General features: G+C 42.0%; 16 protein-coding genes. 13 read left to right on the plus strand and 3 right to left on the minus strand.

Going from position 1 to position 17978, the window contains the following annotated elements:
- The first annotated feature begins 80 nt into the window (after positions 1-80).
- Positions 81-872 (plus strand): DUF2785 domain-containing protein, encoded by a 792-nt coding sequence (locus tag D8793_RS05420; RefSeq protein ID WP_125371073.1) that lies wholly within the window; start codon positions 81-83, stop codon positions 870-872.
- Here D8793_RS05420 and D8793_RS05425 read toward each other — a convergent pair.
- Positions 866-1726, minus strand: coding sequence for a metallophosphoesterase (locus D8793_RS05425; RefSeq protein WP_125371074.1), 861 nt, complete (start codon positions 1724-1726; stop codon positions 866-868). The two genes, D8793_RS05420 and D8793_RS05425, sit on opposite strands and share 7 nt — an antisense overlap.
- Positions 1727-2006: 280 nt before the next feature.
- Between D8793_RS05425 and prfB the strand changes: the two genes are divergently transcribed.
- The 3 genes from prfB to ftsX all read left to right on the plus strand — a co-directional run bounded on the left by prfB (position 2007) and on the right by ftsX (position 4768).
- Positions 2007-3102 (plus strand): peptide chain release factor 2 gene (gene prfB / locus D8793_RS05430; protein WP_111705360.1). Its coding sequence is split into 2 segments (ribosomal slippage): positions 2007-2078 and positions 2080-3102, totalling 1095 coding nucleotides; the frame shifts between segments, so codons are not numbered across the junction.
- 54 nt (positions 3103-3156) lie between these two features.
- Complete coding sequence (gene ftsE, locus D8793_RS05435) at positions 3157-3849, plus strand: cell division ATP-binding protein FtsE (protein ID WP_125371075.1); 693 nt, start codon at positions 3157-3159, stop codon at positions 3847-3849.
- Complete coding sequence (gene ftsX / locus D8793_RS05440) at positions 3842-4768, plus strand: permease-like cell division protein FtsX (protein ID WP_125371076.1); 927 nt, start codon at positions 3842-3844, stop codon at positions 4766-4768. Before ftsE ends, ftsX begins: the two co-directional genes overlap by 8 nt.
- A 131-nt stretch (positions 4769-4899) precedes the next feature.
- Here ftsX and D8793_RS05445 read toward each other — a convergent pair whose 3' ends face one another.
- Together D8793_RS05445 and D8793_RS05450 are read right to left on the minus strand one after the other, a co-directional pair.
- Positions 4900-5097, minus strand: a complete 198-nt coding sequence (locus D8793_RS05445; protein ID WP_125371077.1) for a hypothetical protein — start codon at positions 5095-5097, stop codon at positions 4900-4902.
- Positions 5098-5282: 185 nt separating this feature from the next.
- The gene (locus tag D8793_RS05450; protein WP_125371078.1) at positions 5283-5915 is read right to left on the minus strand and encodes an MBL fold metallo-hydrolase; all 633 of its coding nucleotides are present in this window, start codon (positions 5913-5915) and stop codon (positions 5283-5285) included.
- A gap of 132 nt (positions 5916-6047) precedes the next feature.
- Between D8793_RS05450 and D8793_RS05455 the strand changes: the two genes are divergently transcribed.
- The 9 genes from D8793_RS05455 (at position 6048) to D8793_RS05495 (ending at position 17762) form a co-directional block, all read left to right on the plus strand.
- Positions 6048-8492, plus strand: a complete 2445-nt coding sequence (locus D8793_RS05455; RefSeq protein ID WP_125371079.1) for a bifunctional DnaQ family exonuclease/ATP-dependent helicase — start codon at positions 6048-6050, stop codon at positions 8490-8492.
- Between the two features lie 114 nt (positions 8493-8606).
- Positions 8607-9581, plus strand: a complete 975-nt coding sequence (locus D8793_RS05460; protein ID WP_125371080.1) for a YeiH family protein — start codon at positions 8607-8609, stop codon at positions 9579-9581.
- Between the two features lie 12 nt (positions 9582-9593).
- Complete coding sequence (locus D8793_RS05465) at positions 9594-10826, plus strand: FtsW/RodA/SpoVE family cell cycle protein (RefSeq protein WP_125371081.1); 1233 nt, start codon at positions 9594-9596, stop codon at positions 10824-10826.
- Positions 10827-10862: 36 nt separating this feature from the next.
- A complete protein-coding gene (locus D8793_RS05470; protein ID WP_125371082.1) occupies positions 10863-11411 on the plus strand; it encodes a DJ-1 family glyoxalase III in 549 nt (182 codons plus the stop codon).
- Positions 11412-11533: 122 nt separating this feature from the next.
- Positions 11534-12112, plus strand: a complete 579-nt coding sequence (locus D8793_RS05475) for an HAD-IA family hydrolase (RefSeq protein ID WP_185761021.1) — start codon at positions 11534-11536, stop codon at positions 12110-12112.
- A 1-nt stretch (position 12113) separates the two neighbouring features.
- Positions 12114-14063 carry a DNA topoisomerase (ATP-hydrolyzing) subunit B gene (gene gyrB / locus D8793_RS05480; protein WP_125371084.1) on the plus strand — a complete coding sequence of 650 codons (1950 nt, stop codon included), beginning with the start codon at positions 12114-12116 and terminating at the stop codon, positions 14061-14063.
- Between the two features lie 85 nt (positions 14064-14148).
- Entirely contained in the window at positions 14149-15873 is a 1725-nt protein-coding gene (gene ezrA / locus D8793_RS05485) for a septation ring formation regulator EzrA (RefSeq protein ID WP_061910405.1), read from the plus strand.
- 99 nt (positions 15874-15972) lie between these two features.
- The gene (gene serB, locus D8793_RS05490; RefSeq protein WP_125371085.1) at positions 15973-16620 is read left to right on the plus strand and encodes a phosphoserine phosphatase SerB; all 648 of its coding nucleotides are present in this window, start codon (positions 15973-15975) and stop codon (positions 16618-16620) included.
- A gap of 8 nt (positions 16621-16628) precedes the next feature.
- On the plus strand, positions 16629-17762 hold the full coding sequence (locus D8793_RS05495) for a glycerate kinase (RefSeq protein ID WP_125371086.1): 1134 nt from the start codon (positions 16629-16631) through the stop codon (positions 17760-17762).
- Positions 17763-17978: the final 216 nt, after the last annotated feature.

Raw genomic sequence — 17978 nt, forward strand, 5'->3', positions numbered from 1 at the left:
AGTCATCTGCGGATGGCTTTTTTGCGTACAAGGGGTTATAATCAACTTCAAAGAGTTCAACTCGAAAGGACGGTGAAAGTATGTATCAAAACTTACGAAAGAAGTTGGAAGAAGCTTCTCCTTTATATTATGAGGAAGAAATCTTATGGTTACTGGATCATATTGGTCATCCAGAAGCGACAATCCGTGATGATTTAGTCTTTTCGTCCTTAGCAAGGGGACTTCAGGCTGATTTGTTTTCAGTTGAACAGTTTCGTTTCTTGGCTCAAGAAGCAGTCAAAAGACAAGGACTTTTTTACAAGAGTGACGAAAATGGTCAAGCTACCTTAACACGTTCCTTCACGGCTTTGCTTTATGCTAATCTCTTAAACTGTGATGGTAATCCAAACTCTTTGTATTATCAGGCTTTATCAGTGCAAGAAAGAACCTATTTACTAGATAAGGGGCTAAGCTATTTGTCAGTAGAAAGAGACATAAGGGGTTACTCCAGGAAATACGGTTGGGTTCATGCCTTCGCTCATGGGGCAGACTTATTGACAGAAGTGGCTTGTCATCCGGACTTTCCTTCCAGTAGGATGCCAGAGGTTTTAGAGGTCATTCATCAAGTTTTTAAAAAAGTTTCAGTCCGTTTCGGAAATGATGAGGATTGGCGCTTAGCCCAAGTGCTCTATCAAGCTGTTTTAAAGGAAAAACTGTCCCAACATGAATTGAGACTGTGGCTTCAATCACAGAATTTTCCCTTGGAAAGCAACCAAGACTTCATAGCTTTTTCCAATTTTCGCTCCTGTTTATTAGAAGTCTATGTGAAGTTGGACAGTAAAAAGCAGCTCTCAGATGAGCTGAGAACTGCTATTCAAACATTCCATTACTGAACTTCAATCACCGTTAAAGCATCTCGCAGTTCATCTGCCAAGTGTTTTTTCTTATAGTCTAGAAATTCGACTAAATCTTTAACAGCATTATAACGCTTGTGCAGGCGGTACATCTGGGGAATCTGATACTGAGGAAAGTCGTTAAAAAAGTTCCGAGTCAGTTTCCATTCACGGATATAGCCCAGAGGACGCATATGGTAGCGGACACCTTCTATAACACGGCTTTGGTAGCGGTGATGAAGATGGCCGAAAACGACTTCTTTCACCCTGTATTTGACAAAGAGTCGATGAAAAGCTTGGCTTCCTAGGAAGGCGTTGAAGCGCTGGAAATAGGGATGGTCGTATAGAAAGTCTTGATGGGGGACAAAATGCAGAGCAACGATAATAGGACCATCTAAAGTTGCCAGCAGTTTTTCTAACTCTTGCAGCGTCTGAGCTGTAATGCTAGGGTCGTCGAGTTGACGCTCTAATCTGCGGTCAAACCAGAAGTTGGTCTTGGTTCTCAGATGCTCTTCTTTATTTTTTTCTGGGACAAAGCTGTAGTCGTACCAGCCAGAAAAGCTGACGAGCTTGGTCTGGCCGAACTGCTGGACCTGAAAATCATAGTTTGAAATTTCTTGCTCAGAAAGTCCCAGCATATCGTGGTTTCCCAGATTAAAAGAAATGGGAATCTCTTGCTTCAAAGTTTCAAGAAAGGGCAAACTGATCTTGGTCAGGTCGTTGGACAAATCTCCTGCAATGTGTAGGTGATCAATTTGTTCTTCTTTTAAAAGCTGGTGAAGAATTTGCCGCTCAAAATATCCAAACTGATTGGAGTCTAGATGGAGGTCGCTCATAAATCCAATTCTTGTCATGATTTTAGTCTAGCACATTTTTCAAAACTTGGAAATATTTAAGCGTCTTATGGAGGGTATCACCTCTATTTGAATCCCAAATAGATTATTAAAACCTTGTAATCCGGGATACTTCTTCCAATCCCATGTCATTATATTACTTTTTTAACAATTCCGTAACAAGCTGCTCCCATTCTTGCCTATCTACTAAAAATTGTATAAAATGAAGGTGCTTCATTATCGGATTAGGCAAATGTCTGAAAATGTGTTATAATAAAACGATATATGAAAAGAGGTATTTATGGACATTTCAGAAATTCGTCAAAAGATTGACGCAAATCGTGAAAAATTAGCTTCTTTCAGGGGGTCTCTTTGACTTAGAAGGTCTGGAAGAAGAAATTGCCATCTTAGAAAATAAGATGACAGAACCTGATTTTTGGGATGACAACATTGCAGCCCAAAAGACATCTCAAGAGCTCAATGAACTCAAGCAAACCTATGAAAATTTCCACCAGATGACCGAGCTTTTTGATGAATCGGAAATCTTGCTTGATTTTCTAGCTGAGGACGACTCGGTTCAAGAAGAGCTGGAAGAAAAGTTGACCGAGCTTGAGAAAATGATGACCAGCTATGAGATGACTCTCTTGCTGTCGGAGCCTTATGATAATAACAACGCCATTCTTGAAATTCACCCAGGTTCTGGTGGAACGGAAGCTCAGGATTGGGGCGATATGCTACTGCGGATGTACACGCGCTTTGGCAATGCCAAGGGCTTCAAAGTAGAAGTCTTGGATTATCAGGCTGGTGATGAGGCGGGTATTAAGTCAGTGACCCTTTCCTTTGAAGGGCCGCATGCTTATGGTCTGCTTAAGTCAGAAATGGGTGTTCACCGCTTGGTTCGGATTTCGCCATTTGACTCGGCGAAACGTCGTCATACTTCCTTTACCTCAGTAGAGGTTATGCCAGAGTTGGATGATACGATTGAAGTAGAAGTCCGTGATGATGACATTAAGATGGACACTTTCCGTTCGGGCGGAGCCGGCGGACAGAACGTCAATAAAGTATCAACTGGTGTGCGATTAACCCATATTCCGACAGGCATTGTCGTACAGTCTACCGTTGACCGGACCCAGTATGGCAACCGTGACCGAGCTATGAAAATGCTGCAGGCTAAGCTCTATCAGCTAGAGCAAGAGAAAAAAGCAGCAGAAGTCGACTCTCTCAAGGGGGATAAAAAAGAGATTTCTTGGGGTAGTCAGATTCGTTCTTATGTCTTTACTCCTTATACAATGGTCAAAGACCATCGAACCAGCTATGAAGTAGCTCAGGTGGATAAGGTCATGGACGGAGACTTAGACGGTTTTATTGATGCCTATTTAAAATGGAGACTCAACTAAAAACAGAGTGAAATCGCTAGATAAAAACTCTGATGAAAGGAATTGTACTAATTCATGTCAATGATTGAAATGAAAGACGTTGTTAAAAAGTATGACAACGGGACAACTGCTCTACGTGGTGTATCTATACGTATAGAACCAGGTGAATTTGCCTATATTGTAGGACCATCAGGAGCAGGTAAATCAACCTTTATTCGACTCCTCTATCGTGAAATTAAAATCGATAAAGGAAACCTTGCTGTAGCAGGTTTTAACTTGGGAAAAATCAAGAAACGGGATATTCCAATGCTACGCCGTAGAGTCGGTGTGGTTTTCCAAGACTATAAACTACTTCCTAAAAAGACCGTTTATGAGAATATTGCCTATGCTATGGAAGTTATCGGTGAGCATCGTAGAAATATTAAGAAACGCGTCATGGAAGTTTTGGATCTGGTTGGCCTTAAGCACAAGGTCCGTTCCTTCCCTAATGAGTTGTCAGGGGGGGAACAGCAACGGATTGCAATTGCGCGTGCCATTGTTAACAATCCTCAGGTCTTGATTGCTGACGAGCCGACTGGTAACTTGGACCCAGATAATTCATGGGAAATCATGAATTTGCTGGAGCGTATTAACCTGCAAGGAACTACAGTCCTGATGGCGACTCACAATAGTCAGATTGTAAATACCCTACGTCACCGCGTTATTGCTATTGAAAATGGCCGTGTGGTACGTGATGAAGCGGAAGGAGTATACGGATACGATGATTAGAAGATTTTTTCGTCATTTGATTGAGTCGCTTAAGAGTCTTACGCGGAATGGTTGGATGACTGTAGCGGCTGTCAGCTCGGTTATGATTACCTTGAGCTTAGTAGCTGTTTTTGCTTCAGTAATTTTAAATACAGCCAAGTTGGCAAATGATGTTTCCAATAATGTCCGCGTTATGGTATACATGCGTAAGGATGTTTTCGATAATAGCGAAACGATTGTAAAAGAAGGCAAAACAGTTCAGAATAAAGACTATCACAAGGTCTATGATGCTCTGACTTCTATGAAAAATGTAGAGAAGGTTACTTTTTCTAGTAATAAAGAGCAGTATAATAAGCTAACAGAGACCATGGGTAGTGAGTGGGATGTTTTTGATGAAGAAAATAATCCTCTTTACGATGCTTATATTGTTGAGACCAAGGCACCTAAGTATGTAGAATCTGTTACAAAAGATGCTCGTAAAATTGAAGGTGTATCAGAGGTTCAAAATGGGGGTACCAATACCAAAAATCTCTTTGCGTTTTCTAATTTCATCCAAACGTGGGGATTGATTGGGACAGCGCTTCTGATTTTCATTGCTATCCTTCTCATTTCCAATACTATTCGGATTACCATTATTTCCCGAAGTCGTGAGATTCAAATTATGCGCTTGGTTGGTGCCAAGAATAGCTATATCCGCGGACCATTCCTGTTTGAAGGAGCATGGATAGGCTTGTTAGGAGCAACAGTTCCGTCAATTGTAGTGTATTTGGCATATGGTATAGCCTACCAGACTATGAATAAGAGCTTGGTAGGTCAAGGACTTTCTATGATTGATCCGAAACTCTTTAGTCCGATTATGATAGCAGCACTCTTTGTGTTGGGAATTCTTATCGGATCATTGGGATCTATCATCTCTATGAGACGCTTCTTGAAGTTTTAATAAAAAAACAGCCTACAAAGGCTGTCCGGATTGAAAACAAACATCATTTGGTGTTTGTTTTTTATTGCACTAACAAATCGGAGAGAGGTGCAAGGTGTAAAGTAGCATAATTTTGTTTATACAAATTACTGCTATCGCTTTGTTTTCGATAGGCCAAGGCTGATGATAATGAGGGTAAAAAAGAATGCAGACAGGAGGCCTTTTGTGGTACTGTTTAGAAAAGGCTTGTCAAAAACATAAAAATTATAAGCAGAAAAACCTAATCCAAGGAGAGTTATCATAGCTGAAATAGCCAGCAGAATTAACCAAATTTTTCTTTTATCCATCATGAAGACCATCCTTTGTTTTCTATGGACTAAGTATATCATAATAAGCAAAAAGCGACATGACATGGAAGTCAGATTGTAGAGCCTATTTCCTGACTTTTTATTCTAATTTCATCTGCAGATGTAGAAATAGTCATTTACTAGATAAAAAATGAGGCAGTCTTGATTTCTGCCTCATTATTAGTTTATTAGAAAAATGGATTGAAATTCTTTTCGTGGCCAATCGTTGTGTCATTTCCATGGCCGGGATAGACACGATAGTCTTTGGGCAAGACAAATAACTCTTCGCGGATGCCAGCAAGGAGCTGGTCCATATTACCAGTCGGTAGATCTGTTCTGCCGATGGTTTCACGGAAGAGGGCATCACCAGTCAGGACGACCTGCTCTTCTGGGAAAATAATGGAAACTCCTCCAATAGAATGACCAGGTGTCTGAACAGCATAGAAATGAAAGTCGTCCAGTTGGTAGTCTTGGTGATAGTTGAAAAAGTGTTCAGCAGGTCTGAGAATGACGTCTTCCAAATCTGCATGGCGGTCAAGACCAGATAGATTATCAGTAGGAGTATAGAGCCAGCTTGCTTCGCTCTCCGCTACATAGACGGGCGGATTGGCAAAGTTATCTCGGACCTTATCCAGACTCATAATATGGTCGTAATGCGTATGAGTCAGCAAAATAGCAGTGATGGGCTTAGTGATTTCTTCTAGCTTGCGTTGGATTTTTCGCCAGTCGCTGCCGGGGTCAACTATGATGACATGACGGTCATTTTCAAGGAGATAAGTATTTTCAAAAGCGATGAGATTGACAATTTTGTGAACTTTCATTGGGCTTCCTCTGTGTATGTTTTCTCAATAAAGAGTGTAACAAAAAAGCAGAAATTTTGCACAAAATTTATTTTGAGGCTCAGCTTATTTTCAGATGTCTCAGGCTGGCATTTGTGATATAATCATAGCAGTATGACACAATCGAACTATAAATATGCTGTCATCGACTTGGAGGCTACAAGTGCGAACAGCAATGCAAAAATTATTCAAATCGGCATTGTCATCATTGAAAACGGGGTGATTTGCCAAACGTATGAAACAGATGTGAATCCGCATGAGGACTTGGATGAGCATATTAAACAGCTGACAGGATTGGATGATCAGCGCTTACGCCAAGCTCCGGACTTCTCACAGGTTGCCCGTGAAGTTTATGAGCTGATTGAGGATGCGATTTTTGTCGCTCATAATGTCAAGTTTGATGCCAATCTATTGGCAGAAGCTCTCTTTTGGGAAGGCTTTGACTTGCTGACTCCGAGAGTGGATACGGTGGAATTGGCTCAGGTTTTCTATCCGACTTTTGATAAATATGCCTTGGGGAACCTGTGCGAACTTCTGGAGATTCCTCTGGAAAATGCTCATACCGCTTTAGCAGATGCTCAGGCGACAGCTCAGTTATTTCTAAAAATCCAGAAAAAGATGGCTGGATTGCCAAAAACTTTGCTGGAGAAGGTGCTGGAATTTTCCGATAATCTCATCTATGAGTCGCGGCTAGCGATCGAAGAGATTTTTCAGTCGATGCCAGATGATTCTGGTCAGGATTTGCAGGAGACGCATGGCATCTTTTTGAAAAGGCCGAAAATCTTGCCGCCTGAGAAGAAACTTTCACAGGACTTTCTGACCAACCTTTATCTGCTGGGGCTGGACGAGCGCCCTGAGCAGTTGAGATTTGCGCAATATGTGACTGAGGCGCTTAGTCAGACTGCGGCTAGCTTTTTGGAGGCCCAGACAGGGCTTGGCAAGACCTTTGGCTATTTATTGCCTATTTTGGCTCATGGTCAGGAAAGGGTCTTGGTAACCGTTCCGACGAAGATTTTACAGGATCAGCTAATGCAAAAGGAAGGCCGACTCTTAGAGAAAGTCTTTCATATTTCTTTTCATAATCTCAAAAGTCCAGAAAATTATCTGAAACTTGATCATTTTTATCAAAGTCTATTGGTCTTGGATGATAATCGACTTGTTAATCGTTGCAAAATGCAGCTTTTGGTTTGGCTGACAGAGACGGAGACGGGTGATTTAAATGAAATCGGTCAGGCTTATCGTTTCGAGTCTTACTTTAGCCAGATACGCCATGATGGGAAATTAAGTAAGTATTCGCTCTTTTATGAAGAGGATTTTTGGCGACTGGGGCAGGTCAAGGCAGCTAGCAGTCGTGTCGTGATTACCAATCATGCTTATCTTTTGACGCGCCTAGAAGATGACCAGTCTTTGCTGGACAATCGGATGCTGGTGGTGGACGAGGCTCAAAAAATGTTTTTTGCCTTGGAAAGTTTTTCGCAGGCCAGTATCAATTTGACCAAGCAATTGCAAACTATCAGTCAGGCTCTGCAGACAGAAAAACAGATTTTACAAGAACGTCTCCTGCAAAGCATCCAATTTGAATTGGCGGATGCTGCTGAAAAGCAGCGGGGTAAGACCAGTGAATTGGATTCCCAGAAGATAGCCAAGCTGCGTCAAGATGTGTCTGAGCTGGATGAAAGCTTGCTGCCAGAGCTCAGGGAATTATTTTCAACCAAGTACCAATATTACTGGCTAACGGAAGAACAATTGACCGATCATCGGCTAATTAAGCTTCATGCTGGGCGCTCAGAACTCATGAGATTTAAGGATTTCCTGCCTGAGACAGTTAAGGTTATCTTAGTCTCCTCTACTTTAGAGATTAGTTCCAAGGTAAATTTGCCTCAGTTATTGGGCTTTGAAGATTATCACTTTTATAAACTTCCTCAGCAAAAGAAGCCCCTGCAGAAACTTTTCTTAGATCTAGATTTTCCAGATGTGGTGGAGTTATCAACGCAGGAATACGCTGAGAGGATTGTCGCAAGCTTGGAGAGTTTAGCTCCACTGAATCTGCCGATGGTGGTTCTCTTTACCTCCAAGGATTTATTGCTGGCCACTTCAGACCAGCTGACCTTGCCGCATTTGGCCCAGTATAAGAACGGCGAGCCAGCCAATATCAAGCGACGTTTTGACAAGGGAGAGGCACCCATCTTGCTAGGAGCAGGCAGTTTCTGGGAAGGAGCGGATTTTGCTCAGCAAGAGCAAATCATTCAGCTCATCACGCGGATTCCTTTTGATAATCCCAAAGATTTCTTTGTGCAAAAAATCAATCATCATCTGAAGGCAGAAGGCAAAAATCCTTTTTACGATTATCAGTTGCCGTCAGCTATTTTACGATTGAAGCAGGCTATGGGGCGAACCCGTCGCAATGAACATCAAAAGTCGGCGGTCATTCTTCTGGACAAGCGTATTTCAGCCAAGCGCTACGGTCGGCAAATCCAGCAAAATCTAAATCAGCTGGCATCTTTAGAAATGCTTTCTCAGCGGGATATTGTAAAGGAATTAAAAGAATTTTTCGACTAAAACTGCTTGAAAACAGTCAATTTATCTGGCTGTTTTTCTAAATGATTGCAAATTTTCTGGGCTACTGATGTCAAAAATCTGCTATAATGAAAAGAATAGGAAGAAGGTTATGACGTGAAAAAGAATCTACCAGGAATTGCTCTATCGTTTGCGATAGCGGCTGTTTCCATTTGTTTAGGAAATTGGTTTCCGCTGATTGGATCCAGTGTGTTTGCCATTGTATTAGGAATTTTGCTCAGTAATTTATGGAAAGTTCCAGATGTCTTTCAGCCGGGCTTGACTTATTCAGGAAAGAAACTGCTTCAATATTCTATTATCTTTTTAGGATTTTCCATGTCAATCGGCAAGGTTTCTGTGACGGGTTTGTCCTCTTTGAAGATTAGTCTTTTAACTATTTTGATTGCTTTCTTGGCGGCCTATGCAGCTGGGAAATTCTTCAAGATGAGACGTGTTTTAACTATTTTGATTGGGTTTGGAACGGCAATCTGTGGTGGTTCAGCTATTGCAGCAGCTTCGCCTATTTTAGAAGCCGAAGAAGAGGACATCGCTCTATCTATTTCAACCATCTTCTTTTTCAATATATTAGCTGTTTTCATCTTTCCTTTTCTGGGGCATCTCATGCAAATGTCTGATGCCTATTTTGGAACTTGGGCAGGGACGGCCATCAATGATACTTCGTCAGTCGTTGCGGCAGGTTATACTTATAGTCAGGCGGCGGGAGATTTGGCAACCATTGTCAAACTGAGCCGAGCGCTGATGATTGTACCCGCTTGCCTCATCTTTGCCGGCTATCGATATGTCCGAGATAAGCGGTCAGCTCAAAAAGTAGACCTCAAGAAGATTTTTCCTTGGTTTATTTTATGGTTTGTTATGGCTTCTGTTGTGAGCAGCTTGGGAATTTTTCCATCAAATCTAGTTCCTTACACAAAGCTGTTGTCCCAATGGCTGATGGCTATGGCCTTGGCCGGAATTGGAGCCAAGGTTTCATTCAAACAGTTCAAGGAAGCTGGAGCGGGACCATTATTAACCGGAGCTTTTGCTTGGTTCTGCGTCGCAGTTTCTAGCTTGATTATCCAATATTTTTTGTAAGAAAGGAAAATTATGCCTTCACAGCAAAGAACATTTGAATCTAGGATTGATTACAGCTTGCTTTTACCTGTCTTGCTCTTACTATCAATCGGAGTTACGGCTATTTATATAGCGGTTAGCCATGATTATCCAAATAATGTCTTGCAGATTGTTGGTCAGCAAGTGGTTTGGATCTTATTAGGCTTTCTGATTAGCTTTATCGTTATGTTTTTTAACACTAAGTTTCTTTGGAAGATGACGCCTTTTCTGTATATTTTAGGCTTAGGACTTATGGTTCTTCCGCTTGTATTTTATAGTGAGAGCTTAGTGGCTTCTACAGGGGCGAAAAACTGGGTATCTATTCGTGGGGTTACTCTCTTTCAGCCATCTGAATTTATGAAAATTTCATATATTTTGATGCTGTCGCGAGTTGTAGTGAAGTTTCTGCAGCAAAATAAAAAATATGAGCGAACCATTGCTTTAGATCTCTTTTTGATTGTAAAATTAGCATTATATACCTTGCCGGTTTTGTTGCTTTTGGCTTTGCAGAGTGATTTGGGGACAGCTCTAGTATTTGCCGCGATTTACTGCGGTATTGTCCTTTTATCTGGTGTTTCGTGGAAGATTATTCTACCGGTTTTCTTGACAGTATCCCTTCTTTTTACTGTCTTTATGTTGATCTTTATTTCAAATGGTGGCCGCGCTTTTCTCCATGGTTTAGGGATGCCGACTTACCAGATCAATCGAATCTCAGCCTGGCTCCATCCTTTTGAATATGCTCAGACAGTAACCTATCAGCAGGCACAGGGACAGATTGCTATTGGAAGTGGAGGTTTGTTAGGTCAAGGATTTAATGTCTCAAATCTGCTAGTACCTGTCCGTGAAAGTGATATGATTTTCACCGTGATTGCAGAGGATTTTGGTTTTCTTGGTTCGAGTTTGGTGATTGTGATTTATCTGTTCTTGATTCATCGTATGCTTCAGATTACTATTAAGTCCAACAATCAGTTCTACACCTATATCTCGACCGGTCTCATTATGATGCTGCTCTTTCATATTTTTGAAAATATTGGTGCTGTGACAGGGATTTTGCCTTTGACAGGGATTCCACTCCCCTTCATTTCTCAAGGGGGCTCTTCCATCGTCAGCAATCTCATCGGAATCGGCCTCCTACTGTCTGTCTCTTATCAAAATAGCCTAGAAGAGGAGAAGCATGCGCTGACTCCGCCTGTTCGTAAAAAAATTGTACTTAGAAAAATAAAATAAGAAGTGGGTACCTTGTATCCTAGAAAGGTGTTGTACATGAAAAAAATAGCTCTCATGTTAGCCAATGGCTTTGAAGAAATTGAAGCCCTCACTGTTGTCGATGTCTTGCGTCGTGCAGGCTTTATCTGTGATATGATTGGTTTTGAGGAGGCTGTGACAGGTTCTCATCAGATCACTGTCAAAGCCGATCAAGTCTGGAATGGGAATCTATCTGCTTATGATATGGTCGTTCTTCCAGGCGGTATGCCAGGATCAACAAATCTGCGAGATGATGACCGCCTGATGGAAGTTCTACAGGAATTTCAAGCAGAAGGTAAATTTGTCGCAGCGATTTGTGCCGCTCCGATTGCTCTTGATCGCGCAGGTCTGCTGAATGGCAAGAACTTTACTTGCTATGATGGAGTGGAAGCCAACATTGAGAACGGTAGCTATCAGAAGCAGACCGTTGTCGTAGATGGAAAGCTAATCACCAGCCGTGGTCCATCTACAGCCCTTCCTTTTGCCTATGAGTTGGTTCACCAGCTAGGCGGAGATGCGGATCAATTGGCAAGTTCTATGCTTTTTAAAGATGTTTTTGAGAACTAAAAGATTCACTCGATTTTCGGGTGAATTTTTTCTGTCTAAGTTGGATGAAAAATCTATGAAAATATGCTATTTCATCATAAATAAAAGCCCTTTTTTTCAAAAAATATGATATAATAAAGGGTATGAATTATCAAGATTACATCTGGGATTTGGGTGGAACTCTCTTGGATAATTATGAGACTTCAACCGCAGCTTTTGTCCATACCTTGCAGGACTTTGGTCTGACTGCGAGTCATGATGAAGTTTATAAGGCTCTCAAGGTCTCAACAGATTATGCAGTCCGCCAGTTTGCCCCTAGAAATAAGGAATTTTTAAAGGCTTATAAGGCGAATGAGGCCAAGGAATTAGAACATCCGATCTTGTTTGAGGGAGCTTCAGAATTATTAGCACAAATTATCCAGCAGGGTGGTAGAAATTTTTTGATTTCTCACCGAGATGATCAGGTGTTAGAGATTTTGCAGAAGACGCAGATCAGTGGTTATTTTACAGAAGTAGTGACGGCTGCTAATGGTTTTAAACGTAAGCCAGATCCTGAGTCTATGCTGTATTTAAAAGACAAGTACCAGATTGAGTCTGGTCTGGTTATAGGAGATCGGCCGATTGATATCGAAGCTGGTCAGGCGGCAGGATTTAGCTGCTATCTCTTTGATAATATGAAAAATCTTGAAGAATTTGTAGATATTGAACTAGAAAAGGAATAACATGACAGAAGAAAAGCAACAAGACATACAAGCGCAAGAATATGACGCCAGTCAGATTCAGGTCTTGGAGGGCTTAGAAGCCGTTCGGATGCGCCCTGGTATGTATATCGGTTCGACCTCCAAGGAAGGTTTGCACCACTTAGTATGGGAAATTGTTGACAATTCGATTGATGAAGCCTTGGCTGGCTTTGCCACTCACATTCAAGTTTTTATTGAAAAAGATAATTCGATTACAGTTGTTGACGATGGTCGAGGCATTCCGGTTGACATTCAGGAGAAGACAGGCCGTCCGGCTGTAGAAACCGTCTTTACTGTCCTTCACGCAGGAGGAAAATTCGGCGGTGGCGGATACAAGGTTTCAGGAGGTCTGCATGGTGTAGGCTCTTCCGTTGTAAATGCCCTGTCCACTCAGCTGGATGTCCGCGTTTATAAAAACGGACAGATTCATTACCAAGAATACCGTCGTGGTCATGTAGTCGCGGATCTAGAAGTCATTGGTGAGACCGATCGTACAGGTACGACCGTTCACTTTACACCAGATCCAGAGATTTTCACTGAAACAGTAGAATTTGACTTTGAGAAGCTTAATAAACGGGTGCAGGAATTAGCCTTCCTCAATCGTGGTCTCAGAATTTCCATCACTGATAAGCGAGATGGACTGGAGCAGGTCAAGGATTACCACTATGAAGGTGGGATTGCCAGCTATGTTCAATACATCAATGAAAATAAGGATGTAATCTTTGATACGCCGATTTACACTGACGGCGAAATGGACGACATTACGGTTGAAGTGGCCATGCAGTACACGACTGGCTACCATGAAACAGTCATGAGCTTTGCCAATAATATCCATACCCACGAGGGTGGAACGCATGAGCAAGGTTTCCGAACAGCCCTAACTCGGGTTATCAATGACTATGCCAAGAAAAATAAGCTTCTCAAAGAAAATGAGGACAATCTGACTGGGGAAGATGTGCGTGAGGGACTGACAGCAGTTATCTCTGTTAAGCATCCCAACCCACAGTTTGAAGGTCAGACCAAGACCAAGCTGGGCAATAGCGAAGTGGTCAAGATTACTAATCGCCTCTTTAGTGAAGCCTTCTCTGATTTCCTTTTGGAAAATCCTGCGGTGGCTCGAAAAATCGTTGAAAAGGGAATTTTGGCTTCTAAGGCCAGAATTGCTGCTAAGCGAGCTCGGGAAGTAACCCGCAAGAAGTCTGGTTTGGAAATCTCTAATCTGCCAGGGAAATTGGCTGATTGCTCGTCCAACAACCCACAGGAAACAGAACTCTTCATCGTGGAGGGGGACTCAGCGGGTGGTTCAGCTAAGTCTGGGCGTAACCGTGAATTTCAGGCTATTTTGCCGATTCGCGGTAAAATTCTCAACGTTGAAAAAGCCAGCATGGATAAGATTCTGGCTAATGAAGAAATCCGCAGCCTCTTTACTGCTATGGGAACTGGTTTTGGAGCTGACTTTGATGTTAGCAAGGCTCGCTATCATAAATTAGTCATCATGACTGATGCGGACGTGGACGGAGCTCACATTCGGACTTTGCTCCTGACTTTGATTTACCGTTACATGAAGCCGGTTCTGGAAGCAGGCTATGTCTACATCGCCCAACCACCAATCTATGGTGTCAAGGTCGGCAGCGAGGTAAAAGAATACATCCAGCCAGGTGCAAATCAAGAAGAAGAACTGCAAGCTGCTCTCGAGCGCTATAGCGAAGGTCGCTCTAAACCGACGATTCAGCGCTACAAAGGTTTGGGAGAAATGGATGACCATCAGTTGTGGGAAACGACCATGAATCCAGAACACCGTCTAATGGCGCGAGTTTCTGTCGATGACGCAGCAGAAGCTGATAAGATTTTTGATATGCTGATGGGAGATCGTGTAGAACCTCGTCGTGACTTTATCGAAAAAAATGCAGTATATAGCACACTTGATGTCTAAAAAGTTAGAAAAAACAACCATTACAAATGAATTTGTGATATAATCAATATGTTTGCTTTTTAGTAAAAGAATGAAGGAGTTTTATATGTCTAATGGACTGATTATTCTCATTATTGTAGTAGCAGCACTATTAATTTTAGGCTATTTTACTGCTATCTATATGAGAAAACGAAATGAAGCGAAGCTTCGAAGTTTGGAGGAGAAAAAAGAGGAACTTTACAATCTTCCCGTGAATGATGAAGTGGAAGAAGTTAAAAATTTACATTTGATCGGGCAAAGTCAAGTGACTTTCCGTGAATGGAATCAAAAATGGGTAGACCTCTCTTTAAATTCATTTGCTGATATTGAGAACAATCTCTTTGAGGCAGAGGGCTACAATAATTCTTTCCGTTTCCTCAAGGCTAAGCATGCGATCGAAAACATTGAAAGCCAAATTGATTTAATCAGTGAGGATATTCATGCGATTCGTCAAGCTTTAGAAGATCTTAAAAAACAAGAATCTAAAAATAGCGGACGGGTCTTACACGCCCTAGATCTATTTGAAAATTTGCAGCATACTGTGGCTAGCAATCCTGACGCTTATGGACGAGCTCTTGCAGAAATTCAGAAGCAAATGGAAAATATTGAGTCTGATTTCTCTCAATTTGTTACTCTCAATTCTTCAGGGGATCCTGTGGAAGCGGCAGAAATCTTAGACAAAACAGAAGATCGCATTTTAGCACTGACACAGATCGTCGAAAAAGTTCCAGCAATTGTAGAAGACTTGACTGAGAAATTACCAGATCAATTAGAAGATTTGGAGTCTGGCTACCGTAAATTATTGGAAACCAATTATCATTTTATTGAGACTGACTTAGAGGCGCGTTTCCAACAACTTCGTGCTAGTTTGAAACGAAATGAAGAAAATCTTGCGGCTTTGGAGTTGGATAATGCCTTGTATGAGAATGAACAAATTCAAGAGGAAATCGATGCCCTGTATGCTATCTTTACTCGAGAAATTGAAGCTCATAAAGTCGTTGAGAAGTTGGTGAACTACCTTCCTGACTATTTAGAACACACTAAAGAGAATAACCAACAGCTTCAAAGCGAAATGGAACGTTTATCACATTCCTTCTTGCTACCAGAACCTGAAATAAATCATATCAAGGATTTGAAATCTGAATTATCTGCTCAAGAAGCAGTCGTTCACTCTTCACTTGAAGATACAGCTGAAATGAAGAAACCTTTCTCATTGGTTAGAGAAGAGTTGGAAGCTATTCAAGACCGATTGAAAGAAATCGAAGATGAACAGATTGAACTTGGTGAGCAACTAGAAAAAATTGAAAAAGATGATGTCAATGCCCGTCAAAAAGTTACGATTTACGCCAATAAATTGCATACGATTAAGCGATTTATGGAAAAACGTAACTTACCGGGTATTCCAGAGTCCTTCTTAACAATTTTCTTTGGAGCAAGCGACTATATTGAGGAGCTAGCTAGAGAGTTGGAGGCAACTCGTGTGAATATCGAATCTGTTAACCGCTGGTTAGAGATTCTGGCAAATACAATGAATGAATTGGAAGAAGAGACATATCGAATCGTTCGAAATTCTACCTTAACAGAGCAGTTGCTACAATACTCTAACCGTTATCGTTCCTTCGATGATAATGTGCAGGCAGCCTTCAATGAATCCCTTCATGCCTTTGAAGTTGAATTTGACTATGCAAAATCTTTGGAAATTATTTCAAAAGCCTTGGATGTTGTTGAGCCTGGAGTTTCAGCTCGTTTTATCAATTCATATGAAAAAACACGCGAAAATATTCGCTTCTAAGAAAGTTCCTTCGGGAACTTTTTTCTTTGCAATCTAGCTTGTTTTGCACTTAAAAATCCTGTATAATACAACAAATCACAGAAAACATGAGGTGAGTAGATGAGTCAGGTCAAAGGTTTGTTGGTTATGGATGTAGATAGCACTCTTATTATGGAAGAGGGCATTGATTTATTGGGCGAGGAAGCAGGAGTTGGGGAGCAAGTCGCTGCTATCACTGAGCGAGCCATGCGCGGAGAATTGGATTTCGAGGCTGCCTTACGGGAGAGGGTTTCACTTTTGGCGGGACTTCCGGAAACTATCTTTTCTCAAATAGCTGATAAGATTCATTTCACACCTGGCGCTAAAAAATTAGTAGATGAGCTGCATGCGCGGGGCTACAAGGTTGGCTTGGTTTCAGGTGGTTTTCATGAAACGGTGGATAGACTGGCTGAAGAGCTAGGAATTGACTATGTAAAGGCCAATCGCTTAGAAATCAAGAATGGCTTGCTTACAGGTCATGTGTTGGGAGACATTGTTAGCAAAGATACTAAAGTTCAGATGCTGAAAGAATGGGCTCAAGAAAACAATTTGGAATTAAATCAAACCATTGCAATGGGGGATGGCGCCAATGATTTGCCTATGATTCAAACGGCAGGCATTGGAATTGCTTTTAATGCCAAGCCAATTGTAAGAGAGCAAGCGCCCTATCAAATCAATGTTTATGACCTCTACCAAGTAATGGATATTTTGGATGGGAAGGAAAAATAGGAGGCATTATGCATATCTTGTTAGCACCAGATTCTTTTAAGGAAAGTTTGTCTGCTGTTCAAGTAGCAGAAGCCTTGAAAGAAGGTTTTTCCCAAGCCTTGCCAGAGGCGACTTTTGACTTGCTGCCTATTGGAGATGGCGGCGAGGGGACTGTGGCTGCCTTGATTTCGGCTATGAAGCTAAAAGAGTTTCGCCATTGGGTGACCGGACCTTTCGGCCAGCCAGTCGAAATGAAATATGCAAGACAAGAGCAGCTAGCGCTTTTTGAAATGGCAGATTTAGTGGGACTGGCTTTAATTCCTAAGGAAAAACGTAATCCCTTAAGTTTAGAAACCAGAGGTCTGGGGGAGCTGATCCTTCATTTGGTCGAACATGGAGTCAAAAAGATTTTAGTCGGTGTTGGAGGCTCGGCAACGAATGATGGAGGCATCGGTATGGCAGCCGGTCTGGGCTATGAATTTTTTGATGAAAACAATCATCGACTGCGGCCTGTCGGCTCTTCTCTAGGGAGGGTTGCCCGAATTTCTGCGGACCGTGTTCCAACTTGCCTGAATGATATTGACATTGAAATTTTGACAGATGTGTCCAATCCTTTATGTGGGGAGGAGGGAGCGACTCAGGTCTTTGGACGGCAGAAAGGCCTGTCTGATTGGCTTCTTTCATCTGTCGATCAGGAAATGAGGCAGTTCTATGAACTGGCCAATCCGCAGATTTTCACCCAAGCTGGTGCTGGCGCAGGAGGGGGCATGGCAGCGGGACTAGTAACATTTGCCAAGGGGAAAGTTGTGTCAGGAATTGATACCTGTCTGGATTTGCTGGATTTTGACCGCATAGTTAAAGAAGCGGACTTGGTTGTTGTTGGTGAGGGGAGCATGGATAAGCAGTCTTTGGCAGGAAAGGCCCCAGTTGGAATCGCAAGGCGTACACCAAAAGAGATTCCTGTTCTTGCAATTTGTGGCAGTTTGGCTGATGATTTGCCTCCATTTCCTAGGGAGAATATCCATGCAGCTTTTCCCATTATCTCCCAAGTGGCGGATTTGGACGTAACCTTAGCTCAGGCGAGGGAAAATCTGGTTCGTACAGCTTGCAATATTGGCAACCTATTAGCCATCAAAAAAAGAGAGTGGGACAGACAGCCATGACGACATAGCCGTCACCCACAGAAACATGAAAATAAAGACAACAGCCCTCATTTAGAAGTATAATCTAAGTGAGGGCTTTGTGGTTGATAATTTCTTGAATATCACTTTCGCGGGACAAACTAATCCACTCTACCGACGAGTACCCCAAAATATCGCCTTGAGCATGAGTATAAAAATACGACAACGTTATCGGTAGACAAGCTCTCTGACTTTATA

The sequence above is a fragment of the Streptococcus cristatus genome, assembly GCF_003943465.1.
Lineage (GTDB): Bacteria > Bacillota > Bacilli > Lactobacillales > Streptococcaceae > Streptococcus > Streptococcus cristatus_C.